This is a genomic window from Peptoniphilus grossensis, assembly GCF_001940285.1.
GTDB lineage: Bacteria > Bacillota > Clostridia > Tissierellales > Peptoniphilaceae > Peptoniphilus_A > Peptoniphilus_A faecalis.
On the sequence record NZ_MJIH01000001.1, the window covers coordinates 652,304 to 676,128 of the forward strand.

The 23,825-nt window shown below is 31.4% G+C and carries 27 protein-coding genes, 1 pseudogene and 2 other annotated features; of the genes and pseudogenes, 2 read left to right on the top strand and 26 right to left on the bottom strand.

Going from position 1 to position 23,825, the window contains the following annotated elements; all coding sequences use genetic code 11:
* Positions 1-6 precede the first annotated feature (6 nt).
* The 5 genes from obgE to thrS form a co-directional block, all read right to left on the bottom strand.
* Positions 7-1,275 (bottom strand): GTPase ObgE, encoded by a 1,269-nt coding sequence (gene obgE, locus BIV18_RS03130; protein ID WP_075659253.1) that lies wholly within the window; start codon positions 1,273-1,275, stop codon positions 7-9.
* 157 nt (positions 1,276-1,432) lie between these two features.
* Entirely contained in the window at positions 1,433-1,732 is a 300-nt protein-coding gene (gene rpmA / locus BIV18_RS03135; protein WP_075659254.1) for a 50S ribosomal protein L27, read from the bottom strand.
* Position 1,733: 1 nt separating this feature from the next.
* Complete coding sequence (locus BIV18_RS03140) at positions 1,734-2,063, bottom strand: ribosomal-processing cysteine protease Prp (protein ID WP_075659255.1); 330 nt, start codon at positions 2,061-2,063, stop codon at positions 1,734-1,736.
* Entirely contained in the window at positions 2,063-2,368 is a 306-nt protein-coding gene (rplU, locus tag BIV18_RS03145; RefSeq protein ID WP_075659256.1) for a 50S ribosomal protein L21, read from the bottom strand. Before rplU ends, BIV18_RS03140 begins: the two co-directional genes overlap by 1 nt.
* Positions 2,369-2,378: 10 nt before the next feature.
* Positions 2,379-2,446: a sequence feature (ribosomal protein L21 leader region), on the bottom strand.
* A 204-nt stretch (positions 2,447-2,650) separates the two neighbouring features.
* Positions 2,651-4,561: a threonine--tRNA ligase gene (gene thrS, locus BIV18_RS03150; RefSeq protein ID WP_075659257.1), complete on the bottom strand. Its 1,911-nt coding sequence runs from the start codon at positions 4,559-4,561 to the stop codon at positions 2,651-2,653.
* Between the two features lie 40 nt (positions 4,562-4,601).
* Positions 4,602-4,780, bottom strand: a binding site (T-box leader).
* 147 nt (positions 4,781-4,927) lie between these two features.
* On the opposite strand from thrS, the gene BIV18_RS03155 reads away from it, so the two are divergent.
* Entirely contained in the window at positions 4,928-5,362 is a 435-nt protein-coding gene (locus tag BIV18_RS03155; protein ID WP_075659258.1) for a hypothetical protein, read from the top strand.
* Positions 5,363-5,401: 39 nt separating this feature from the next.
* Complete coding sequence (locus BIV18_RS03160) at positions 5,402-5,887, top strand: hypothetical protein (RefSeq protein ID WP_144015195.1); 486 nt, start codon at positions 5,402-5,404, stop codon at positions 5,885-5,887.
* Between the two features lie 183 nt (positions 5,888-6,070).
* Here the strand turns inward: BIV18_RS03160 and BIV18_RS03165 are convergent, their stop codons facing one another.
* From BIV18_RS03165 to BIV18_RS03265, 21 genes and pseudogenes are all read right to left on the bottom strand, one after another.
* Positions 6,071-6,757, bottom strand: coding sequence for a DUF6873 family GME fold protein (locus tag BIV18_RS03165; RefSeq protein ID WP_075659260.1), 687 nt, complete (start codon positions 6,755-6,757; stop codon positions 6,071-6,073).
* The gene (locus BIV18_RS03170) at positions 6,754-7,500 is read right to left on the bottom strand and encodes a TrmH family RNA methyltransferase (protein WP_075659261.1); all 747 of its coding nucleotides are present in this window, start codon (positions 7,498-7,500) and stop codon (positions 6,754-6,756) included. Before BIV18_RS03170 ends, BIV18_RS03165 begins: the two co-directional genes overlap by 4 nt.
* 55 nt (positions 7,501-7,555) lie before the next feature.
* Positions 7,556-8,056, bottom strand: coding sequence for a DUF4342 domain-containing protein (locus tag BIV18_RS03175; protein ID WP_075659262.1), 501 nt, complete (start codon positions 8,054-8,056; stop codon positions 7,556-7,558).
* Positions 8,057-8,103: 47 nt separating this feature from the next.
* Positions 8,104-9,201 (bottom strand): DUF3048 domain-containing protein, encoded by a 1,098-nt coding sequence (locus tag BIV18_RS03180; RefSeq protein ID WP_075659263.1) that lies wholly within the window; start codon positions 9,199-9,201, stop codon positions 8,104-8,106.
* A 137-nt stretch (positions 9,202-9,338) separates the two neighbouring features.
* Entirely contained in the window at positions 9,339-9,989 is a 651-nt protein-coding gene (locus tag BIV18_RS03185; protein WP_075659264.1) for a potassium channel family protein, read from the bottom strand.
* 2 nt (positions 9,990-9,991) lie between these two features.
* Entirely contained in the window at positions 9,992-11,320 is a 1,329-nt protein-coding gene (locus BIV18_RS03190; protein ID WP_075659265.1) for a TrkH family potassium uptake protein, read from the bottom strand.
* A gap of 64 nt (positions 11,321-11,384) precedes the next feature.
* Entirely contained in the window at positions 11,385-11,735 is a 351-nt protein-coding gene (gene rplT, locus BIV18_RS03195) for a 50S ribosomal protein L20 (RefSeq protein ID WP_075659266.1), read from the bottom strand.
* A 12-nt stretch (positions 11,736-11,747) separates the two neighbouring features.
* On the bottom strand, positions 11,748-11,939 hold the full coding sequence (gene rpmI / locus BIV18_RS03200) for a 50S ribosomal protein L35 (protein WP_019107680.1): 192 nt from the start codon (positions 11,937-11,939) through the stop codon (positions 11,748-11,750).
* 11 nt (positions 11,940-11,950) lie between these two features.
* Positions 11,951-12,535, bottom strand: coding sequence for a translation initiation factor IF-3 (gene infC / locus BIV18_RS03205; protein ID WP_075659267.1), 585 nt, complete (start codon positions 12,533-12,535; stop codon positions 11,951-11,953).
* Between the two features lie 107 nt (positions 12,536-12,642).
* Positions 12,643-13,260 carry a uridine kinase gene (gene udk / locus BIV18_RS03210; protein ID WP_075659268.1) on the bottom strand — a complete coding sequence of 206 codons (618 nt, stop codon included), beginning with the start codon at positions 13,258-13,260 and terminating at the stop codon, positions 12,643-12,645.
* The gene (locus tag BIV18_RS03215; RefSeq protein WP_075659269.1) at positions 13,250-14,479 is read right to left on the bottom strand and encodes a peptidase U32 family protein; all 1,230 of its coding nucleotides are present in this window, start codon (positions 14,477-14,479) and stop codon (positions 13,250-13,252) included. The genes udk and BIV18_RS03215 overlap by 11 nt, the downstream gene beginning before the upstream one ends.
* Positions 14,466-15,122 (bottom strand): O-methyltransferase, encoded by a 657-nt coding sequence (locus BIV18_RS03220; protein WP_075659270.1) that lies wholly within the window; start codon positions 15,120-15,122, stop codon positions 14,466-14,468. The genes BIV18_RS03215 and BIV18_RS03220 overlap by 14 nt, the downstream gene beginning before the upstream one ends.
* A gap of 42 nt (positions 15,123-15,164) precedes the next feature.
* Positions 15,165-16,826 carry a ribonuclease J gene (locus BIV18_RS03225; RefSeq protein ID WP_075659271.1) on the bottom strand — a complete coding sequence of 554 codons (1,662 nt, stop codon included), beginning with the start codon at positions 16,824-16,826 and terminating at the stop codon, positions 15,165-15,167.
* Entirely contained in the window at positions 16,826-17,284 is a 459-nt protein-coding gene (locus BIV18_RS03230; protein WP_075659272.1) for a Fur family transcriptional regulator, read from the bottom strand. The genes BIV18_RS03225 and BIV18_RS03230 overlap by 1 nt, the downstream gene beginning before the upstream one ends.
* An 8-nt stretch (positions 17,285-17,292) precedes the next feature.
* A complete protein-coding gene (locus BIV18_RS03235) occupies positions 17,293-17,532 on the bottom strand; it encodes a DUF1292 domain-containing protein (RefSeq protein WP_075659273.1) in 240 nt (79 codons plus the stop codon).
* Positions 17,533-17,540: 8 nt separating this feature from the next.
* Entirely contained in the window at positions 17,541-17,957 is a 417-nt protein-coding gene (gene ruvX / locus BIV18_RS03240) for a Holliday junction resolvase RuvX (protein ID WP_075659274.1), read from the bottom strand.
* Positions 17,958-18,014: 57 nt separating this feature from the next.
* Entirely contained in the window at positions 18,015-18,269 is a 255-nt protein-coding gene (locus BIV18_RS03245; RefSeq protein ID WP_075659275.1) for an IreB family regulatory phosphoprotein, read from the bottom strand.
* A gap of 47 nt (positions 18,270-18,316) precedes the next feature.
* Positions 18,317-20,929 carry an alanine--tRNA ligase gene (alaS, locus tag BIV18_RS03250; protein WP_075659276.1) on the bottom strand — a complete coding sequence of 871 codons (2,613 nt, stop codon included), beginning with the start codon at positions 20,927-20,929 and terminating at the stop codon, positions 18,317-18,319.
* Between the two features lie 77 nt (positions 20,930-21,006).
* Positions 21,007-22,289, bottom strand: a pseudogene (locus tag BIV18_RS03255) (AI-2E family transporter).
* Between the two features lie 4 nt (positions 22,290-22,293).
* Positions 22,294-23,421: a cysteine desulfurase family protein gene (locus tag BIV18_RS03260; protein WP_178385766.1), complete on the bottom strand. Its 1,128-nt coding sequence runs from the start codon at positions 23,419-23,421 to the stop codon at positions 22,294-22,296.
* Positions 23,422-23,428: 7 nt separating this feature from the next.
* Positions 23,429-23,824 (bottom strand): RrF2 family transcriptional regulator, encoded by a 396-nt coding sequence (locus BIV18_RS03265; RefSeq protein WP_075659277.1) that lies wholly within the window; start codon positions 23,822-23,824, stop codon positions 23,429-23,431.
* Position 23,825 lies beyond the last annotated feature (1 nt).

A 23,825-nucleotide genomic window follows, 5' to 3' on the forward strand; every position in this document is an offset into this window, starting at 1 on the left:
TATATTTTATTCAAAAAATTCAAATTCATAACCGCCGATAAATACTGAACAGCCATCTTCAGCGCCAAGTTTTTCCAACTTTTCAACAACTTTATTCTTTCTAAGATTTTCTTGGAAATATTTAAGTGAATCGTAATCATCAAAATTTGTCGAGCGAATAAGTTTATCAATATAAGGTCCTTCAACAAAGTATTCGCCATTATCTTTAAATACTTTTATCCCTTCTTCTCGTGTAATTTCCTCAACATGCTCTTCATCGTAAGTTTCGTGATTTTTGTAATCTACTTCTTTTAGACTATTATATGTTAGCTTCATTAATTTGTCCAAATTTTTTGTCGTGGCACAAGATCCTTCAATAATCTCATATTTTTCGCCAAGTTTTTCTTTTAATTTTTTTAAATTTTCTTCGGCTCCCGGCATATCCATTTTGTTTGCAAAAATAATTTGCTTCTTTTCGCCAAGTTTTTCATTATATTTTACAAGTTCTTCGTTGATTTTATAAAAATCTTCAACAGGATCTCTGTATTCAGAGCCAGAAATATCAAGGACGTGAATTAAAATTCCAGTTCTTTCAACATGTTTTAAAAATTCATCGCCAAGACCAATTCCCTCTGATGCACCTTCGATAAGTCCAGGAATATCTGCAATTACAAAGGATTCACCTTCTCCAATTTTTACAACTCCAAGGTTTGGCGTAAGTGTCGTGAAGTGATAATTTGCAATCTTTGGAGTCGCAGATGTTACTATGGAAAGAAGCGTTGACTTTCCTACATTGGGAAACCCAACAAGTCCTACATCGGCTAGAAGTTTTAATTCTAATATTACTTCCTTCTCTTCTCCAATATTTCCAGCTTGTGCAAAAGCTGGTGCTTGTCTTGTAGAAGTTTTAAACCTAGCATTTCCTAGTCCTCCTTTGCCACCTTTACATACAGTTACAGACATATTGTTTTCCTTTAAATCGTAGATGACTCCCTTTGTGTTTGCATCTCTAATTAGAGTGCCAACGGGAACTTTTAGTATTATATCCTCGCCATCTCTTCCAAATTTTAATTTGTTCATGCCCTTTTGTCCATTTTCGGCCTTGTATTCTCTTTTGTATCTAAAATCCATCAAGGTGTGAAGTCCAGAGTCCGTCATTACAATTACATTTCCGCCTCGTCCACCATCGCCACCAGCAGGTCCTCCAGCTGGTTCATATTTTTCTCGTCTCCAAGCGACAGCACCATCTCCACCTTTTCCAGCTTTTAATTTTATTTTTGCTATATCTATAAACATTTTTACCTCGCATTTTTTAAAATTATATCATAGAATTAACACAGAATTGTAGTGAAAACTTGAACCTTATGTTAAATATGTAAAATCTTGGTGAAATTTTTAGGTTTTATAAAGAAATAAAACAAAAAATAAAAGCAAGGTTCCCCTTGCTTTATCTTTATGCTAATTCAACTTTTTCTTTTTCGTAAACATTAGCAAATTTCTTTCCGCCTTTGCCCTTAGTTGTGAATCTTAAAATTCCATCAGCTGTGGCAAATAGAGTGTCATCTGAACCTCTCATAACATTTTCACCTGGATGAATTTTAGTTCCCCTTTGTCTAACGAGAATATTTCCTGCTAGTACAAATTGACCGTCTCCCCTTTTAACTCCAAGTCTCTTTGAGTTTGAGTCACGACCGTTCTTAGAAGAACCTGCTCCTTTTTTTGAAGAAAAAAGTAATAAATCAAATTTAATCATTTTACACCTCCACATTCTTTAGTGTCAAATATTCTGGGTAAGCTTCATCAATAAGCTCGATTCCCATTATCATAAATTCAAAACAAATTTGAATATCTTTTCTTTTAAAAACATTACTATTTAAAATTTCTATTTTTAACAATCCGTCACCTTGTGTGTCCACAATTTCACTTTCACTAATTCCCAATTTATTTATAAGTGTAAAATAAAAAGTTTGAGTGAGGGTTGAAATACTAGAGCAGACAATTTTATCAAATTCTCCCTCAGCGTGTCCACAAGACTTAAATCCATAATAATAATCACCCTTTTTGTAAAGGTCTATATTAGTCATTAGTTAATACCTGAAATTTCAACTAAAGTGTATGGTTGACGGTGTCCATTTTTCTTTCTTTCATTTTTCTTAGATTTGTATTTATAAACAATAACTTTTTTGTTTTTGCCTTGAGCTAATACTTTGCCTTCAACCTTTGCACCATCAACAAAGGGAGCACCAATTTTAGGTTCATCTCCAGATACGAAAAGAACTTTGTCAAAAGTTACATTGTCGCCTTCTTTTGCATCTAATTTTTCAACTTTAATTTTGTCGCCAGCTTCAACAACATATTGTTTTCCACCTGTTTCAATAATTGCGTACATTGTAGCACCTCCTCATTACAAGACTCGCCATTATAGGCACTCTAGTTTAAAACCTATTCTGTGCGGTTACATCAATGTATTTTATCACACGAACTAATCTTTGTAAAGAAATTTTACGATTTTTATATTTTCTGTTATGAAAAATATTTTGCATGTGAATTTTTTGTTAAACTTGTTGCAATAAATTATCTAGAACTAATATGATTTTATAAAAAATAAGCAGACTCTCGCCTGCTTACACTTTATCTTTATATTATAAAACTTTCAATATTAATTCTAAAATTATTCAGTGATAGTCTTATTTTTGATTTCTTCTTTAAGTGATGCTATAAATTCATCTAAATCGACATCTGCTACTTCTTCTCCATTTCTCTTTCTAACAGAAAGTTTGCCAGAAGTTTCTTCTTTTTCTCCAATTACTAGCATATAATTGATTTTCTTAACTTGTGCTTCTCTAATTTTATAACCAACTTTTTCTGCACGAGCGTCAAGATGAACTCGAAGGCCTTCTGCATGAAGTGCATCTGCAATTTTTTGTGCATAATCTTTAAATTTGTCAGATACAGGGATTACTTCCACTTGTACTGGAGATAACCATAGTGGGAATTTACCTGCAAAGTGTTCAATTAGTATACCCATAAATCTTTCAACTGAGCCAAGTAATGCTCTGTGAAGCATTGCTGGTCTCTTCCTTTCTCCATCTTCGTCAACATATGTTAAGTCAAAGTTTTCTGGAAGTTGGAAGTCAAGTTGGATAGTACCACATTGCCAAGTTCTTCCAATTGCGTCTTCTAGGTGGAAGTCGATCTTTGGACCATAAAATGCTCCATCGCCTTCATTAATTGTATATGGAAGATTCTTTTCTTCTAGTGCATCTTTAAGTGATTTTTCAGCTAAATTCCATGATTCAAGATCTCCCATGAAATCATCTGGTCTTGTTGAAAGTTCAATTGAATATTTAAATCCAAAAGTTGAATATAAATAATCTGCAAGGTCTATCATCTTAAATACTTCATCTTTAACTTGTGAGAATAAGCAATATACATGGGCATCGTCTTGAGTAAAAGTTCTTACTCTAAATAATCCGTGTAATGCTCCAGAAAGTTCGTGTCTATGAACAATTCCATATTCAGCGAGTCTAATTGGAAGATCTCTGTATGAGTGATTGCTAGAATTATAAACTAAAATTGATCCTGGACAATTCATTGGTTTTACTGCGTAGTCGTCACCGTCAATTTTTGTGAAGTACATATTGTCTTTGTAATGATCCCAGTGACCTGATCTGTGCCATAATGCTTCGTTTAAGATAATTGGAGTTTGGATTTCGCCATATCCATTTTCTTCAAGAACGCCTCTCCACCAGTTAAGAAGATTATTTCTTAAAATCATTCCATTTGGATGGAAGAATGGAAATCCTGGTCCCTCTTCGTGCATACTAAATAAGTCAAGTTCCCTACCGAGTTTTCTGTGGTCTCTCTTTTCAGCTTCTTCACGTCTTTTTATATATTCATCTAATTGTTTTTGTTTTTCAAAGGCAATGCCGTAAATTCTTTGAAGCATCTTGTTCTTTGAATCGCCTCTCCAATATGCTCCTGCAATTGAAAGAAGTTTTATTGCCTTAATTTTTTTAGTTGAAAGAAGATGTGGTCCCTTGCAAAGATCAACGAAATCGCCAATCTTGTACATTGTGATTTTTTCATCTTCTGGTAAATCTTTAATTAGTTCAACTTTATAGTCTTGTTTCCTTTCTTTAAAATAATTAATTGCCTCTTCTCTTGAAATTTCAATTTTTTCTATTGGAAGATCCCTTTTAGCAATTTCTTTCATCTTGTCTTCAATTGCCATGAGGTCTTCATCTACAAATCTATGTTCAAGATCTAAATCATAATAAAATCCTGTTTCAGTTGAAGGTCCAATTGCAAATTTTGTTTCTGGATAAAGTTCTTGAATTGCATAAGCCATTAAATGCGATGCAGTATGCCATAAAATTTTCTTCCCTTCAATGTCTTCAAATTTTACAACTTTAAAGTCACAATCTTCGAAAACTTCGTCGTCAAGTCCAAGTATTTCACCATTTACAACTGCTCCAAGAGAATCCCTAAGAAGTCCTTGTGAGATGTCTCCAGTAATTTCTTTTACCTTTACTCCACTCTCATATTCCTTTTGTGATCCATCTGGTAACTTAATAATCATTTTTTCCTCCTAAAATTAATAAATAAAAAAAGTCATCATCCCAAAGGACGATGACCGTGGTTCCACCTTAATTAAACTCAAGGGATTTAACGCATCCTTACGCCATAGTTTGCTATGGAACTCCAAGTTAGTTTTCAAAAATATAAAATTAGAAATTTGCACCTTCCATTTCCTCTCTTAAAATTTTATATAATTTACTCTTCTTATCAAAGTTTATTTAAAAATTATTTTTATTATATCATATTTTTATTATTTTTCAAGTATTATAAATATTTAATTGTTGATATTAAGTGGTTATTTTGATATGCTTTTATCATAGTAATTTGTTAATATCTATTAGGATATTTAATGCGAAAGGAGCACTTTATGAAAAAGAAAATTTTTAACTTTTTTATAATATTTATTTTAGTGTTTTCTATATTTACGCCAGTATCAGCAAATAGAGAAACCCTAGAAAAAAATAAAAATTATGAAGAAATTATAATTATTCCTATTGAAAATTATCAAGATAAAGAAAGTTTTGAAATTGAAATAGGAAATATATCGAATTATAATAATAATAATAATGAACTCTCTAGAAATAGATATGGTAAAACAATATTAAAAGCATCTGTTTCTCGAAGTGGAAAAACTATCAAAACTAGCGGCTCTACTATGGGTTCAGTAAAATTAGGTGCTGTATCTATACCTTACACTCAAAAAAATGTCATCCTAAGATTTTCAAATCTAAAGGAATATAATATGAATCGTGGTTATTGGTTGCCCGCAGATCTTCATCTCGGTCTTGTTGGTATAAAATAATTTTTATTATCTAAAAGTAAAATGAGTTATCATATTCAAGTGAAAATGTTCAAGCATTTAATTCCTATTGGTGAGAGAAGTTCTGAAGAGATAATCGATTATCTTAAAAATAAATTTGATACTATTGAAATTAACTTCTCAGAATTACCTTCTTATAAAAAAGAAATGCATAGAACAAATGCAAAATATTGCGTAAAAAATTCAAAATTAAATGTTGAGATAAAAGATATGTCATTTCGTGTTTTTAAAATTATAGAAAATGAAAAAAGTATAGATTATATAGATCCCCTTGAAAGTGAGTGGGGTAATTTTCTCTTCTTTGTATTTGAAGAAAAGACTAAATATATGTGCTGTAATAGTAACAATAACAGACTTTTAATAGAGATGGTTTACTTTTCAGGCATTTCTCAAGAATCCTATGATAAAGAAGATTTTGAATTTAAAGACGTACTTAGCAAGTTAATGTTTGATTATCTGGATGATAAGTTTTTGTATAAAAAAATTACTCAAAAATTAAATAAATAATATAAGTTTTTAAATATCCCAATACTATATTAAATAGTGCTATTGCAAAGCCCACAAAAAAGGCGAGGAAGCTAATGTCCTCGCTTTTTTGATACAATTAATTATAATAAAAATATAATAGCTAATTCAAATACTTAATAAATTTGACTAGTAAAATAGAGTTTTCTATTATGCACAATCCCCTTATATAAAGTAAATAGAGCCATAATCTTCAATAGGTTCCTTTGAAAGGATTTCTATTTCATAATTGTATTTTTCGATAATCTTCATAATTTCTTTGTAGGAACTGTGCTCTTTAATGCTACCAGTGAAAAATATTTTTTTATCAAGACTTCCACTTGCTCCGCCGATAAAGCCATAATTAAAGTTTTGAAGTTTTATTTCCTTGTGATTTATCCTATATATTGGAAGAATATCCCTTAATTTCTCATAAGTTCCTCCATCACTTGTTATTAAAAAATTCTCTGTTACAAGTGTAGTGCATTTTGAATACCCCTGTTTTATATGGGTTAATTCATATCCTCTTTCTTTATAATATTCAAGAAGTTTTTTGTCAGTGTGTTTTAAATTATGAATAAAATAATTTTTAAAAGTAAAGGCATTTAGTGCTACATCCCTTGGATATTTGCCAGATAATTGTGAATGAGATGAAATAATTTTTCTATCTTTAAAAATTTCTTTGTAATAGTCAAAGTTGTCTTTATCTACCACAATCTCTCCGCTGGGCAGCGGATGAACTAAAATATCAGGATGTGTGTTTAGCCCTTCCATTACTTTTTTATTTTTCTTTGTTCTAATTATTGTTCCATATTTTTCTAATTTTTTTGCAGATTTTTCAGGAAAGTTTTCTGCTACTATTACATAATTCATTTCATCATCTCGTAAATTATAATTGATGCCGCAACATTTGCATTTAATGAATCCACAGTTTTACTAATTGGAATATTCAAATAGCTATCTGCATTATCCATTAAAAATTCCGAAACTCCCTTTGCTTCATTTCCTATTACCACGATGTCTTTATCCTTAAATTTATAATCCCTTATGGAAGTTGAACTATTAAGGGCTGTTGCAATAATATTAAAATCTAAATCTACTAAATCTTCTCTACTCATAAAATAAATTGGAACTCTAAAAATAGAAGACATAGAAGATCTAACTGTTTTTGGATTGTAAAGGTCGCAGGAGTTTGGTGAAATTATTATTCCATCAAGTTCAAAGGCATGAGCAGATCTAATAACTCCTCCTAAATTTCCTGGTTCTCTAATATCATCTAAATATAAAAATTTACCATGCTTTTTTTCAAAATTTCTGTGAACTTCTTTGTAATATCCAATTATGCCTGGAGATGTTACTGTGTCGCAAAGATTTTTAAAGATATTATCTGAAAAAATATATATATTCTCTTCCTCAATATTTTTTATAATATCTTTAAATTTATTTTCTTTATAGGAAGACTCATTTATAGCAATGTATTTTGGCACAAAGTCCCTTGCTTCTTCTATTACAACAGGTTTTTCCACCATAAAAAGCCCATACTCTTGTCTATATTTTTTTTCTTTTAAATTTTTTAAAAATTTATATGTATCGTTATTTTTACTTGTAATTACCATTTTTCTCCTCGCAATATTAAAGAAAAAAGCCCCTAAGGGCTTTAATATTCAAGTTTTATAAAAATTTACTCTTGTCCTTTAAATACTCTTTTACATCAATTACTTCGCCATTTTCCATGACAATTTTAAAGGAATAGTCATAGATATAAGCTGCGGAAATTCCAATAAGTGATGCCGGCAGTGCTAAAATCATTCCAATTGCAGATGTTGTTAATGAAAGAGAGAGAACTGTTTCATTGCCCTTTTCAACAAGAAGTCTACTTGCATTTCCCTTTCTCCAAATTTCTTTTATTGCATCAACAATTTCATCAAGATACTTTATAACTCCGTCGATATATTCTCTGCCACTTTTATTTTCACTATTTTCATAAGATGCTTTTTCTTCTTCGCTTTCAAAAACCTTGGAAGGTTCAACTTTTTCCTTATACCTTCCTTCTTTTATAAATTCTATGGCAAGATCTACATCGCCATCACTATCTAAAAGTGCTTTTCTAACTATTTCATACCTTGCTCCAGTTGTATTTATAACATAATCAATTTTTGTCATATTAATCATAATATCACCTCAAAAAATATTTACCCAAAAGAAAGATTTTTAAAATTTCATTTTTTTACGCCTTCACTTTCAACTTTTGCATTTGAACTAGGGTTTTGTTCTCCTTCAGGATTTTCTGCCTGTGGCTTTTCATAAACTGCGTCTTTTTCTTCGTCAACTATAGATACGAAAGTTCTTCCAGGATAAAATTTAATTTCCTTACCTTCAGCATCTTTAAAAATTGTCCTCGCATCCTCATTTGATTTTTCCCATGTAATTGGTGCAAGTTTTCCCCTTTGAAGAAGAAGCCCCGTGCCAGCTCCTATGTTTGCAAGTTTTAAAGTACCCTTAGGCCCAGCTACCACACCCTTTTGGAACAAAATTATTAAATTATCTGTTGTAAATTCTTCGCCACTTGCTTCATCAGTTACAACTTGTCCTTGACGAATATATTTGTATTTACCATTTTCTTCATCGTATACAAAATTAGTTTTATAATTTCTGTTGAAGTTTAAAGTTATTTCCTTTACATCTTCTCCAGCAATATTTTCGTCTTCATTGTAAAAATTAAGTGATGCAGTGTTGTCCTTTACATCAATTCCCTTTTTTATCAAATAATTTTCAAGTTCAGGAAGTGAAATGTATCCATTGTGTGGTGCACGCTTTCCAACATTTTTGTTCCTGTGAAAAACAATTCCTTCTAGGGCAATTCCGTCGAGATCGACGACATTTCTATGTCTAACTTCAGCAAGTCCTGCTTCAGATCCACCCCAATGAGCATATATTGCATTGTATTCCTTCGCAGTCTGTACAAAGTAAGGTCTTGCAGAGCGAACTGGTCCCACACCTTCAGGTAAATTACTTTGGAAAAGTGCCATATATCTTGTGTATTCACCTTCAACCCTATACTCGTATATTATGTCGGCTTTAGAAATTTGTGCTTGTGGCCTTGCATCGTCGTGATTGTCTAGCATAACAGCAAAGATTTTATTCTTTTCTTGCTCCTTGTCTTCTCTTTCTTCATGAGTAAGTGGTGTGTAATAAACTATTTTTTCTGGTTCTTTAGGTGGCTCTTCTTTTGTTTTATTAGTAGAGCTTGTCTTGTTGCAGGCGACTAAAAAAGTTGTAATTAAACCAACAAGCAAAAGTTTTTTTAGATTTTTCATTAGATTACCTCTTTTCATATGTATTAATTTAATTGTAATTTAAAAGTTTGATTCTGTAAATAAAGTAAATTTTTATAATTCAAATTTCTTAATTTTTGAACAAAAAAGGCTACAAAATTAAATCTGTAGCCATAAAATTAATTGTTCTCTGTGAACTTTTTAATATCTTTTTCTGATCCTAAAACCGTTAAAGTGTCCTCTTCCTTGACTTTAAAAGAGGCAGTTGGGTTTACAAAATTTTCCCCATCTCTCTTAACCATTAGAACATTAAAATTATAATCTTCTCTAAGTTTTAAGTCCTTCATTTCTTTTCCATTCATCTTTGCACTTGCTTTAAACTCAAAAATTGTATAGCCTTTAGAAATTTCATTAGAATCTAATAAAGAATCATTTGACAAATTATTTGCAAGCCTATATCCCATATCTCTTTCAGGAAAAATAATTTTATCTGCACCACATTTTAATAAAATTTTGCCAAATCTATAATTAGGTGCTTTTGCAATAACTTTTTCAATTCCCGCTTCCTTTGATGCAAGGACTGCCATAATAGCCGCTTCCAAATTTTCTCCAATAGCAACTATTGCAATATCATAATTTCCTAGCGCAAGTTCTATCATTGATTTTTCATCTTCAAGATCACATATAATTGCTTCAGTAACATTTTGTGAAATCGCATCAATTTTTTCTTCATCATTATCTACAATGACAACATCATTTTTTAAATCATATAATCTTGTGGCAACAGTTGAACCAAATCTTCCGCAGCCAAATACAATAAATGTCTTCATAATTACCCCACTATAATTTTTCCTTCTGAATATTTTGTATGTTTTTTTGTTTTTCTATTTAAAATACCAATGCCTAAAGTTGCAGCTCCAACTCTTCCAAGGTACATTAAAATTATTAAAATAATTTTTGAAAGAGAACTTAAATTTGCAGTAATGCCTCTACTAATACCAACTGTTCCGAAAGCAGATACTATTTCATAAAGAATGTCCAAGTATAAAAATTTTCCTTGCTCATCAATTGTAATCAATAGAGAAGAAAAAATTACCAAGGTAGAACTCAAGGTAAATATACAAAGTGATTTAATAAGTGATTCGTGAGATATTGTCTTGTGAAATATTTCTGTCTCTTTGTTTCCTCTTAAAAACGAAATAGTGGAAAATAATAAAACTCCAAAAGTTGTTGTCTTTATCCCACCACCAGTTGATGCTGGAGATGCACCGATAAACATCAACATAATAGTTACAATTAAAGAGCTTTCTTGCATTTTTGAAATATCAATAGAATTAAATCCAGCCGTCCTTGCTGTAACTGACATAAAAAAAGATGATAAAACTTTTCCCTTTAATGTCAAACCTTCCATAGCAGCACTATTACCTTCTATTAAGAAAAAAGCAATTGCCCCAACTAAAAGAAGTATTGCAGTTACTGAAATAACTATCTTTGAGTGTAAATTCAAATTTTTAAAATTTTTCTTTCTAAAAATATCAATAAACACCGTAAAACCTAATCCTCCAAAAATTATTAAAAGGGAAATTACAATATTCACTGTGAAATCAGATACATAGTCTACAAGAGAATTTCCTGTAATATCGAACCCTGCGTTACAAAAAGCAGAAATCGAATGAAAAATTGAAAATAAAATTCCCTTTTCAATGCCAAAATCAGGAATAAATTTTGTAGCAAGTAAAATTGCTCCAATTAACTCAACGCTTAAACTAAATTTTATAATATAAATTACAAGTCTAATAATTCCCTTGCTTGTGTCTGCATTCGTTTGTTCTCTTATAATTCTTCTCTCTGTAATTCCAATTCGCTTGTTAAACACCATAGCAACAAGGGACAAAAATACCATTGTGCCAAGCCCACCAATTTGAATCAAAAGAATAATTACAACTTTGCCAAAAGCAGTCCACTGACTCGCCGTGTTTGCAACAATAAGTCCTGTAACACAAGACGCCGATGTAGATGTAAAAAATGCATCTAAAAATCCAATCCTCTCACCATTCATACTTGCAATTGGAAGATCTAATAGACATGCTCCCAAAAAAATTAACGCAAAAAAAGAAAGGCAAACTATTAGAGGCGGATTCTTCTTTAATTTTCTAATCATAGTACCCTCATTATAATGTATTCATATATTTGTTATGCAAAAAAGCTCCCAAAAGGGAGCATTATTATTGTTCTTTTGCAATTTGAACTAATTTTGCAAAGCCTTGTGGATCATTAATAGCCATTTCAGAAAGCATTTTTCTGTTTATATTTACATTAGCTTTCTTAAGACCACTGATAAATTTTGAATAACTCATTCCATTAAGTCTTGCAGCAGCATTAATTCTTGTAATCCAAAGTTTTCTAAAATCTCTTTTTCTTTGCTTTCTACCAATATATTCATAGTTAAGAGATTTCATAACAGCTTGATTAGCAGTTCTAAATAATTTTGATTTAGCACCAAAATATCCCTTAGCTTGTTTTAGGATATTATTATGTCTTTTTTTAGCGTTAACGCCTCTTTTTACTCTAGCCATCTTTACCTCCTATTAAGGGATCATGTGATCAATTCTCTTTTGATCACCTTTAGAAACTAAACTACCTTTTCTAAGTTTTCTTAGTCTTTTAGCAGTTTTCTTTCCAGTTAAATGTCCTTTATAAGCATAAAATCTTCTAAGCTTTCCAGAACCTGTTCTCTTAAACCTCTTCGCGGAAGCTCTGTGAGTTTTCATTTTTGCCATAAAAATCCTCCTTAATTATCAGACTTATCCTTGTCTTTTCTCTCTGAAAGGAACATCACAAGATTTCTTCCTTCCATTTTAGGTTTTTTGTCCACAACTCCATACTCAGAAATTAAATCATAAAACTTATCGAGAACTTCTTTTCCAAGATCAGTATGACCCATTTCTCTACCTCTAAATCTAACTGAAACCTTAATTCTATCACCATTTTTTAAGAAATCAATAGCTCTATTGGCTTTAGTATTCAAGTCATGATCTTCAATATTTGGAGTGAATCTAAGCTCCTTAATATTGATCACCTTTTGTTTTTTCTTAGCTTCTTTTTCTTTTTTCTCCGTGTCGTATTTGTATTTACCATAGTCCATTAAACGACATACTGGTGGTTTTGCATTTGGCGCAACATTCACTAAGTCCAGTTTTTTAGATATAGCCAAATCAATGGCTTGCAACTTAGGCACAACACCTAATTGATTACCTTCATCATCTACCAATCTGACTTCCTTTTCCCTTATCTCTTCATTAATTTGAAGTTCTTTAATTTCTAAGCACCTCCGTAAATTAAAAAAGCGAGCACCTAAAGATGCCCGCAAATTCATCGTAATTTTAAAATAACCTAAATGACTTAGCCATTAGGTGAGAAGCGGACTTCTTCTTTAATAACAAAAGACATGATAACACATAGATTTTATCTTGTCAATTATTTTTACACTAAAGATTTAATTTTTTGATATAAAAGATCAATCGCAACTTCATTTTCTCCACCTTCAGGCACAATTATGTCTGCATACCTCTTTGAAGGTTCAACAAATTGAAGATGAGATGGTCTAACTGTAGATAGATACTGCTCAATTACAGAATCTAAAGACCTCCCCCTCTCCTTCATATCTCTTTTAATTCTTCTTATTATGCGCACGTCAGCATCTGTGTCGACGAATACTTTTATATCCATTATGTCAATTAAATTTGCTTCGCTAAAAATCAAAATTCCCTCTAAAATAATTATTGGCTTTGGGATTACAATTTCCTTTTCCTTTTTTCTATTGTGAATTGAAAAATCATAAATTGGTTTTTCGATTTCTCTTCCTTCCTTTAGCATCTTTAGATGTTCATACAAAAGGTCATTATCAAAGGCAAGGGGATGATCATAATTTGTCTTTATTCTGTCTTCAAATACCAAGTTTGATTGATCTTTATAATAGGAATCTTGTTCAATCACAGACACATTTTCCCTTCCAATAAGTTCAATCAATTTTTTTGTTACAGTACTTTTCCCACTTCCACTTCCGCCACATATGCCAATAATACAGGCTTTATTGCTCATTTTCTCTCCTTAAAATAAATCCTTTTTTAACAGGTTTATCTATTTTTATTTTAAAAATCTGCTTCGCCTTATTTGCAACTTCAATTTCATTATCCTTTTCATCTAACATTTTTTCAATTTTGTAGTCAAAATGCTTTATTCCAGGTCCAAAAATTTCTATTTCATCTCCAAGGAAAACTCTATTTCTTTGCTCAATAATTGCAATCTTTGAATTTTCATCATAATCTAACACAATTCCAAGGAAGTCATAGCCCCTTATATAAGAATTATCCTCATATACTTGAGAGCTTTCGTTTGCCTTTCCATAAAAAAATCCAGTAGTAAAATCTCTATGGCTTACTTTCTTTATCTCTTTTAAAAGATAAGGATCGTACTTATAATTTTTTGGATCATCATAATAAGCATCAATCGCCATTCTGTAAGATCTTATTACAGTTGCAAGGTAGTATTCACTTTTTACTCTACCTTCAATTTTAAGACTTGAAATACCAGCTTCAATTAAATCGTCAATATGCTCGATCATACAAAGATCCTTTGAATTCATGATAAAAGTACCTTCATCATGCTCTTCAATTGGAAAATATTCTCCAGGCCTTTTTTCTTCAACTAAGTGATATTTATATCTACAAGGTTGTGCACAATCGCCCATATTAGCATCTCTTCCAGTCATGTAATTTGAAAGTAGACATCTTCCTGAATAAGACATACACATTGCTCCATGGGCAAAAGTCTCTATTTCAATGGAGTCTCCAACTTTTTTAATTATATCAGAAACTTCTTTTAAACTTAATTCTCTCGCCATTACAACTCTTTCTGCCCCAAGTTTTTCCCAAAACTTTACAGTTTCAGCATTTGTAACCGAACCTTGAGTGGAAATGTGAATTGGAAAATCTGGAGCAACTTCTTTTACTTTTATAAACATTCCAGGATCTGCAACTATTAATGCATCAACTCCAATTTCATATAAATTTTTAATATAATCTTCCACTCCAACAATATCCTTGTCGTGAGGTATTATATTTAAAGTTACATGAAGAGTCTTTCCTTTTTCGTGTAAATAATCTGCTGCCCACTTAATATCCTCTATGGAAAAATTCTTTGAAGCCTTTCTAAGCCCAAAACTCTCCCCTCCAAGATAAACTGCATCTGCACCATATTCCACTGCAGTTTTTAATTTATTAACATCACCAGCTGGTGCTAAAAGTTCAATCTTCTTCATCTTTTCTCCTAACTAAAAGTATGCCATCTCCAATTGGCACTACAGAAGATATAAATCTATCATCTTCCGAAATATCTTTTAAAAATTTTCTAAGTCTTTTTACTATTGTTATTTTTCTTCTCTTAACTAGAGAATCTTCAGCAACCATTCCCTTGAATAGGACATTGTCGCAAATAATAATTCCCTCTTCTTTTAAATTTTTAAGTGCCGAGTCAAAATATTTTTCGTACTGACCCTTTGCTGCATCTATAAATATTAGATCATATTTTTCATCTAAATCTACTAAAAAATCATAAGCATCACTTTCGTGAACTTCGATGATTTTTTCCAAACCAATGTCAGAAATATTTTTTCTTGCAATCTCTGCCATTTCTTTTTTCAATTCAACACTGTCAATTTTTTCTATTGATTTATTTCTCTTTGCAAAGGAAATTGATGAATAACCAATTGCCGTTCCCAGTTCAAGAATTTTTTTTGGTTTTTGCATTGATATTAAAAAATTTATAAATTCTTCGCTTTCTCTTTCAATTATGGGAACATGGTTTTTCTCTGCATAATCATTCATGTCCCTAAGTTTTTCATCTTTAATATCTTTTAATTTTCTCAAATAATTTTCTATATAATCATAATTTATATTTGGCATAATCCCTCTAAAAAAGGGAACCTAATAGATTCCCTAAATATCCTAAACCTCCATAATAATTGGTAAAATCATAGGATTTCTCTTTGTGTTTTTGAAAATATATGATCTCAAATTGTCCCTGATATCTGACTTTAAGCCATTCCAATCCTTTAGATTTTCTCTTGAATCTTCTTTTAATATTTTTCTGACAACATTTTTTGCATCTTCTATTAAATCTTCAGACTCTCTCACATATACAAAGCCCCTAGATATTATATCAGGTCCTGATACAACTTTTCCTTCTTTTGTAATAGTTATTACAACAATAATTAATCCATCTTCAGAAAGATGTCTTCTGTCTCTTAGGACAATATTGCCTACATCTCCTACGCCAAGCCCATCTACTAAAATATTTCCTGAAGGTACATCGCCAACTAATTTTGCTTCTTTTTGTGAGATTTCAAGACAGTTTCCATTTTCCATTATGAAAATATTCTCTTCTGGTATTCCCATTTGAGTTGCAATCTTTGCGTGCTCCATGAGATGTCTAACTTCGCCATGAGCAGGAATAAAATACTTTGGCTTTACTAAGCTTAAAATTAATTTTAATTCCTCTTGACAAGCGTGACCTGAAACGTGAATTTCTGAAAGAGTTTCATAAATTACCTTTGCTCCTCTTTCAAGAAGTCTATTTATAACTTTTGTAACTGCATTTTCATTTCCAGGAATTGGCGTTGCAGATAGAATAACAGCATCATTTGGAGTAAGTTGGATCTTTCTATGTTCCCCATAGGCAATTCTAGTAAGAGCTGACATTGGTTCTCCTTGTGAGCCTGTTGTAATTAGCACAAGCTCGCTGTCATCGTACTTATCCATATCCTTGATATCAACAAAGGTATCTTTCTTAACTCTAAATTGACCAAGTCTTCTAGCAGTTTCCGTTACATTTACCATGGATCTACCCGATAAAACAACCTTCCTGCCATATTTTTCCGCAGAATTTATAATTTGTTGTACTCTGTGCACATTTGATGCAAAAGTTGCAATTATAATTCTATTGTCTTGTAAACTTTGGAAAAGTCTATTAAAAGTTTCTCCAACTTTTGATTCACTCATCGTGTATCCTGGCCTAAGCACATTTGTGCTTTCTCCAATCATCGCCAACACACCTTTTTTACCAATTTCCGCTATCCTAGTCAAGTTAATTGGCTCTCCACTAATTGGTGTAAAGTCAACTTTAAAATCTCCTGAGTGATAAATGTATCCAAGAGGTGTCTTTATTGCAAGAGCACAAGAATCAGGTATAGAGTGATTTACGCTAATCCATTCAACTTCCATTTTACCAAGTTTAACTACATCTCCAGCATTTACTACATGAAGCTTATCTCTTGAAAGTCTATGTTCCTTTAGCTTATTCTCTAAAAGTCCAATAGTAAGACCTGTCCCATAAATGTCTAGATCTAGTTTTCTCATAACATATGGAATGGCACCAATGTGGTCTTCATGACCGTGAGTTAATACAAGTCCTCTAATTCTATTTTTGTTGTTTTCTAAATAAGTTACATCTGGTATTACTACATCAATACCAAGCATTTCGTCTTCTGGGAAAGTCATACCACAGTCGATGATAATAATATCTTCTCTGTACTCTATAACTGTAAGATTTTTTCCAATCTCGTGAAGTCCTCCCAGAGGAATAATCTTCACTTTATTAGTGTTTTTCATTAATTTGCCTTCTCCTCAAATTTGTGGCGGCAGTCTTCGCAATAACCCATAAATTTTAGAGTGTGGTCAACTATCTTAAAATTCTTTTCTTTTTCAACTTTTGCTTCTAGTTCATTTAAATTGTCAATGTCAATTTCTTCTACTTTACCGCAATTTATGCATATAAGATGATGGTGTCTATGACCTTCTGTTGGAACTCTGAGTTCGTATCTTATAATATTGTCATCAAATACAATTTGATCTAAAATTCCCAGTTTGTGAAATAATTGAACAGTCCTATATATAGTTGCAATTCCCATTTCAGGATCTTTTTTTGCAACTAAATTATAAACTTCTTCAGTAGTCAAATGTTTATCTTTGTTGTCCAAAAAAATTTCATAAACCTTAGCTCTTTGTTTAGTGTATTTATAACCACTATCTTTTAAGATCTTTTTAACAGGATCAATTTTTAAATCCATATTCTCACCTATTCTAATTCATTTAAAAGTTCTTCATAGGCTTCTTTTGCTTCTTCAAGTTCATCATCATCAATCCCTGCAAGAAGCTCTTCACCCAATTCATCTTCTATCACTTTTAATATATAGATTTCTGGTTCCTTTTCATCTGTATAGAGTGCAACATAGTCTGTGTCGTCAATTGAAAATTTTGCATCCACAAAAAATTCAACTTCAACATTATTTTCATCATATAATTTTATTTTTTTCATTTTTTCACCTATAAATTTAATCTATCCAGATAGCTTTGCAGAATATATGTTGCTGCAATTTTATCTATATATTTTTTCCTATTTTCTCTTCGAACAGAACCCGCTATTAAAACTTGTTCAGCCATCAAAGTGGTCATCCTTTCGTCAACATACTCAATTTCAATACCAAATTTGTTTTTCAATTTTTCTGCAAACTTCATGACTTTTTCACTTTGCGGCCCAATAGTATTGTTCATGTTCTTTGGAAGACCTACCACTATTTTTTCAATATTATTTTCTTTTATTATGTCATGAATTTTATCATAGACGCTTTTGTTTGATTCTCTTTTTATAGTCATAAGAGGCTGCGCTGTAAGCATGAGAGCATCAGATATTGCTACTCCAATCCATACATCGCCAACATCAAGGCCTAAAACTTTATTCATATAACCACAACCTTTACAGGTACATATATAATATGTAAAAGAGATGGTCTAGCCATCTCAATTTTTTTCTAAATAAACTTTCAACATTTCTTGTAAAAGTTCATCGCGCTCTATTTCTTGAATCATGGATCTTGCATTATCATGACTTGTAATATAAGTTGGATCGCCAGATAATATATATCCAATAATTTGGTCAGAAGGATTGTATCCCTTTTCCTCTAGAGCATTATAAACAACTTTTAAAACACTCTTAATTCTCTCTTGTTCCAAACTGCTTTTTTCAAAAATTTGTGTATTATTGTTTTGATCCATAATTACCCCCAGATAGATTATATCATAAAATATCTACTTTGATAATATTATAATAGTTCTCTTAGCTTATTTAGAGCTTCATCAACTTTATTTAAATTCTTAGCACCAGCAGTTGCCATATCTGGCCTTCCGCCTCCGCCTCCGTCAGCAACTTTTGCTATTTCTTTTATAATTTTTCCAGCAGCAATTTTCTTTTCTACTAAATCTTTTGAAACTGCACATACAAAGTTAAGTTTTCCATCATTTATTGTCGCAAATAAAACTACAACTGAACCAACTTTATTTCTAACTTCATCAGCTAAATCGCGAAGTGTGTTTACATCAACCCCATCGAATTTTTTAATTACATAATTTATGCCATTTTTAACTTTTACTAAATCAATAAGACCTGAAATTTGATCCTTTGCCATGTCGTGCTCAAGTCTTTCAATTTCTTTATTTGCTTCTTTAAGATTTTTGTTGTTTAATTTTATCTTTTGTAGAATTTCATCTTTATTTGATTTCAATTCCCTGGCTATTTCTTCTTGTTCCTCTTTTAGTTCATTTAAATATTTTAAAACAGCAGGACCTGTTATAGATTCAATTCTTCTTATCCCATTACTTATACCACTTTCAGATAGTATTTTAAACATAGAAATTTCAGAAGTATTTGATACATGAGTACCACCACAAAGTTCCCTAGAATAATCTCCCATGGAAAGAACTCTAACTTCTTCGTGATATTTGTCTTCGAATAGACCAATTGCACCCATTTTTTTTGCTTCATCTAAATTTGTAATCTTGGTTTCAACGGGAAGAGCTTCAAAAATCTTTTCATTTACAATTTTTTCAACCTTATCAATTTCTTCCTTTGACATCGCCTCAAAATGAGAAAAGTCAAATCTCATTCTGTCAGGCATAACTAGGGAACCAGCTTGATTTACATGATTTCCAAGCACGTCCTTTAATGCTCTGTGAAGTAAGTGAGTTACAGAGTGATTTCTTCTTATATTATTTCTTCTAACAACATCAATAATAGCTTTAACAGGAGCTTTCTCTAGTTTACCTTCCTCAACTTCTACAAAGTGAAGGTGAAGCCCATCTTTAGTCTTTTTAGTATCAGTTACCCTTAATCTAAATTTGTCGGAAATAATTTCTCCAGTATCTCCTACTTGTCCACCACTTTCACCATAAAAAGTAGTTTTGTCTAGAATTACAATTCCCCTTTTGCCCTTATCTATGCAATCGACAATTTCATCATCATAAATAATTCTTATAATATGTCCTTTGCATTCATTTTTTTCGTAACCTAAAAACTCATTGGAAATTCCTTCAAATAGGTGCTTATTGTCTTGATTTGCCCAGCCTATATTTTTATCATCTCTTGCATCTCTTGCTCTTTTCCTTTGAAGTTCCATTTCTTCTTCAAATCCAGTCATGTCGACATCAAGATCTTCTTCCTTTAAAATTTCTTCTGTCAAATCAATTGGAAATCCATAAGTGTCATATAGTTTAAAGGCTTTTTTGCCCTCTAACAACCTTTCATTATTTGTCTTCATTTCTTTAATGTGAGCATTAAGCCTTACGAGTCCATCGTCAATAGTTTCTAAGAATTTTTCTTCTTCTCTTCTAATTATTTCTTTAATAGACTCTCTATTTTCTTTTAACTCTTTATATTGATCGCCCCAAGAATCAATTACCATATCTGCAATTTCAAAAAGAAAAGCTCTCTTTATTCCTAGTTTTCTTCCATGTCTTGCAGCCCGTCTTATAAGTCTTCTTAATACATAACCTCTTCCTTCATTTGAAGGTACTATTGTATCAGAAATCATAAAAGTCATTGCTCTTATGTGGTCGGTTATAACTCTAAAGGAAATATCTGCCTTTTTATCTTCGCCATATTTTTTGCCTGAAACCTTTGCAATTTCTTCTATTATATCTTTTATTGCATCTATTTCAAAAATATTGTCAGTCTTTTGTAAAACTGTGGCAATTCTTTCAAGACCCATTCCCGTATCAATATTTGGATGTGAAAGTGGATTGTAATTTCCATTTTCGTCCTTATCAAATTGTGTGAAAACTAAATTCCAAACCTCGATAAATCTGTCGCCTTCTCCACCAGGTCTTTCATCTTCTGAACCATATTCTAATCCTCTATCAACATATATTTCTGAGCATGGACCGCTTGGGCCGACCTCAAGTTCCCAAAAATTATCATCTTTTCCAAGTCTAGTAATTTTTTCTTCGGGGATTCCAATTACATCTCTCCAAATATTGTATGCTTCATCGTCATCTTTATAAACAGTAACCCAAAGATCTTCCTTTGGAATTTCAAGATTAACTGTTAAAAATTCCCAAGCCCACGGAATCACTTCGTGTTTGAAATAATCGCCAAAGGAAAAATTTCCTAACATTTCAAAAAATGTTGCGTGTCTATCTGTCAATCCTACATTATCTATATCACCAGTTCTAATGCATTTTTGGCAAGTCGTAACTCTCTTTGCAGGCGGAATCTCTTCGCCAGTAAAGAATTTTTTCATTGGCGCCATTCCTGCACCGATTAAAAGAAGTGACTTGTCATTTTTTGGAATTAGCGAAAAACTTGGTAATATTAAATGGTTTTTTGATTCAAAAAAATTTAAAAACTCAGTTCTTATATCGTGTAAACCTAAATACTTCATAAACAACTCCTATTAAAAATCCTCCCATTCCCTGGGAGGATGTGCTATAAATATTATAATTATAAAAAATATGAATGTCAATTAGAGCTATATTTGTCGTTGTATTTTATTTTTGCAAAATCAATTAATATAAATATAATTGACGTGATTGGAACAGAGATTACCATTCCCCAAACTCCAAAAATTCCTCCACCAATGATTATTGAAATTAAAATAAGTAATGGATTTAACCCTGTACTATCTCCAATAAGTTTCGGTGCGAGAATATTATTTTCTATCCATTGAACTAATATGAATAAAACCATTACCCAAAATGCTTTTACTGGAGAATCTACTAATGCAAATAAAACTGCAGGCACACATCCAAGGAAAGGTCCTACATATGGAATAATATCTGCAATACAAGTGATAAGTCCAATAATTATTGCAAAGTCCACTCCTAATATTAATAGATAAATCATAGTGAGTACTCCAACGAAAATTGCCATTAACATTCTTCCTCTAATAAATTGTTGAAGAGCTATGTCTATTCTGTTTGCCAAAAATGTAATGTCATCTCTATATTTGTTTGGAATAATTTTTTTACTTTATGAGTGAATTTTTCCTTGTCCACAGAAAAGTAAAATGAAAATAAAATTATTAATACTAATCTAAAGGCACCAGTCAATGCTCCATATACCTTTGAAAAAACTCCAGAAAGTGAACTCATAAGTGAGCCTTGAATTTTTGTAGCTAAATCGTTAATAGTTTTTGTCATGGAATTTAAAACATTTGATACAATTTGTGGCGTCTTGACATCCACCCCAACCTTTGGATTTGACTCTTTATAGATGTCTATAAAGTTTTCTGGTAATTTAATATTAAAATTTGCAAAAATCTGCGTCAAGAAATCATTTACGTTTCTAGTAAGCGTGTCCACCATTGCAGGTAAGCTTGTGAGTAAATTTGAAACTTCATTAATAGTTTTTGGTATTACAGAAATTATTAATATTCCAAAAATTAAAATAACAGAAATATAAACTATTATTACTCCAAACTGTCTTTTTATTCCCTTTCTCTCTAAATAATTTACTATTGGATCTATTATGTATGCAAAAATAATTGCAATAATAGCAGAAGAAAGAGTATAACCTAGAATTGGGAACTTGTTAAAAATTATTGTTATTAAATAGAAAGCTAAAATCCCTAAAAATATTTTTGTAATGTAATGTAGATCTATATTTATTCTTTTTTTGCCTTCAATATATCTATTCCCAATATTTATTAGATAATAAATTGCCAAAAATATTAAAAGTATAGATAATGTTACAAGGGCATAAATCATAAATCTCGCAGCATTACCGGAAATTTGTTCCAACATATTATCACCTGTTCTTGAACTTTTTCATCCCTTCACTTATTTTCTCCACTACATAATCGCACTCTTCTTTTGTGTTATTGTGATTTATGGAAAGTCTAAGCGTTGAAAGAGAATCTTCTTCACTTCTTCCAATTGCCCTAAGGACATGGGATGGATTTATACTTCCCGCTGCACAAGCAGATCCAGATGAAACACATATATCATACATATCAAGGTATTGCACCATTGTTTGTGGCTTAGTATCCTTTAGCGTAATATTAATATTTCCAGGAAGTCTATTGTCTATTGGACCATTAAAAATAATTCCATCTATGTTTAAAAGTTTTTCAATAGTATAATCTCTTAAATCACTTGTGTAGTTTATATTTTCATCCATATTTGCATAGGCGTCTTCTATTGCTTTTGCTATGCCAACTATGGATGCAATATTTTCTGTGGATGCTCTCATGCCCCTTTCTTGTTCTCCACCATTTATAAAGGGCGAAATTTCTACGCCTTCTTTAATGTATAAAATTCCAATTCCTTTAGGAGCTCCAAGCTTGTGTCCTGATATAGAAAGCATGTCCACGTCTATATCTTTTAGATTAAATTTAACATTTCCCATAGCTTGTACTGCATCTGTATGAAATAAAATATTTTTTTCTCGAGCAATTTTTGAAATTTCAGAAATTGGCTCAATGGTTCCTATTTCATTATTTGCAAACATTATGGAAATTAATTTTGTATTGTCCTTTATTTTTTCACTTAATTCATCTAAATTCACAAATCCTTCTTCGTCTACTGAAATTAGAGAAGTTTCATTGCCAAATCTCTCAACTGATTTAAGTGAATTTAAAATAGCTGGATGTTCTATCTTTGATGATATTATATGATTTTTTTCCCTTGGATTCAATGTTTCTTTTATAACCCAGTTGTCAGATTCAGATCCTGATGAAGTAAAATAAATTTCACTTGGCTTTACTTTTAAATTTTCTGCAATTTTTATTCTCGAGTTTTCAATTGCCGCTCTCGACTTTTGTCCTAGAGAATAAATTGCCGATGCATTCCCATAATTTTCTCTCAAATAGGGAAGCATGGCCTTTAGTACATTCTCTGTGATCTTTGTAGTAGCAGCATTATCCATGTAAATCATATTAACCTCACATGTCTGCCAGAGTCATGGACTCCATTACATCTTCAATTTGTCCTTGTAACTTAGATAGTATATCTCTAGTTGCACAATCCTTTAGCTTTCCGCAATTGATATTTTTGCCAAGGTCACAGCAAGAAAGAGAAATATCGCCTTCAAGAGCATTTATTATTTCTCCAATGGCAATATCCTTTGGAGCTCTCGATAAAACATAGCCTCCACCTGCTCCTCTTATTGATTTAACGAGTCCAGCTTTTTTTAAAAGAGAAAAAAGTTGTTCTAAATAAGATTCTGATAAATTTTCTTCTTTTGCAATATCCTTTAGTGCAATGGGACCCTTCCCTTCATTTTCTTTTAAATTATACATTGCCATTAAGCCATAACGGCCCTTTGTAGAAAGTTTCATT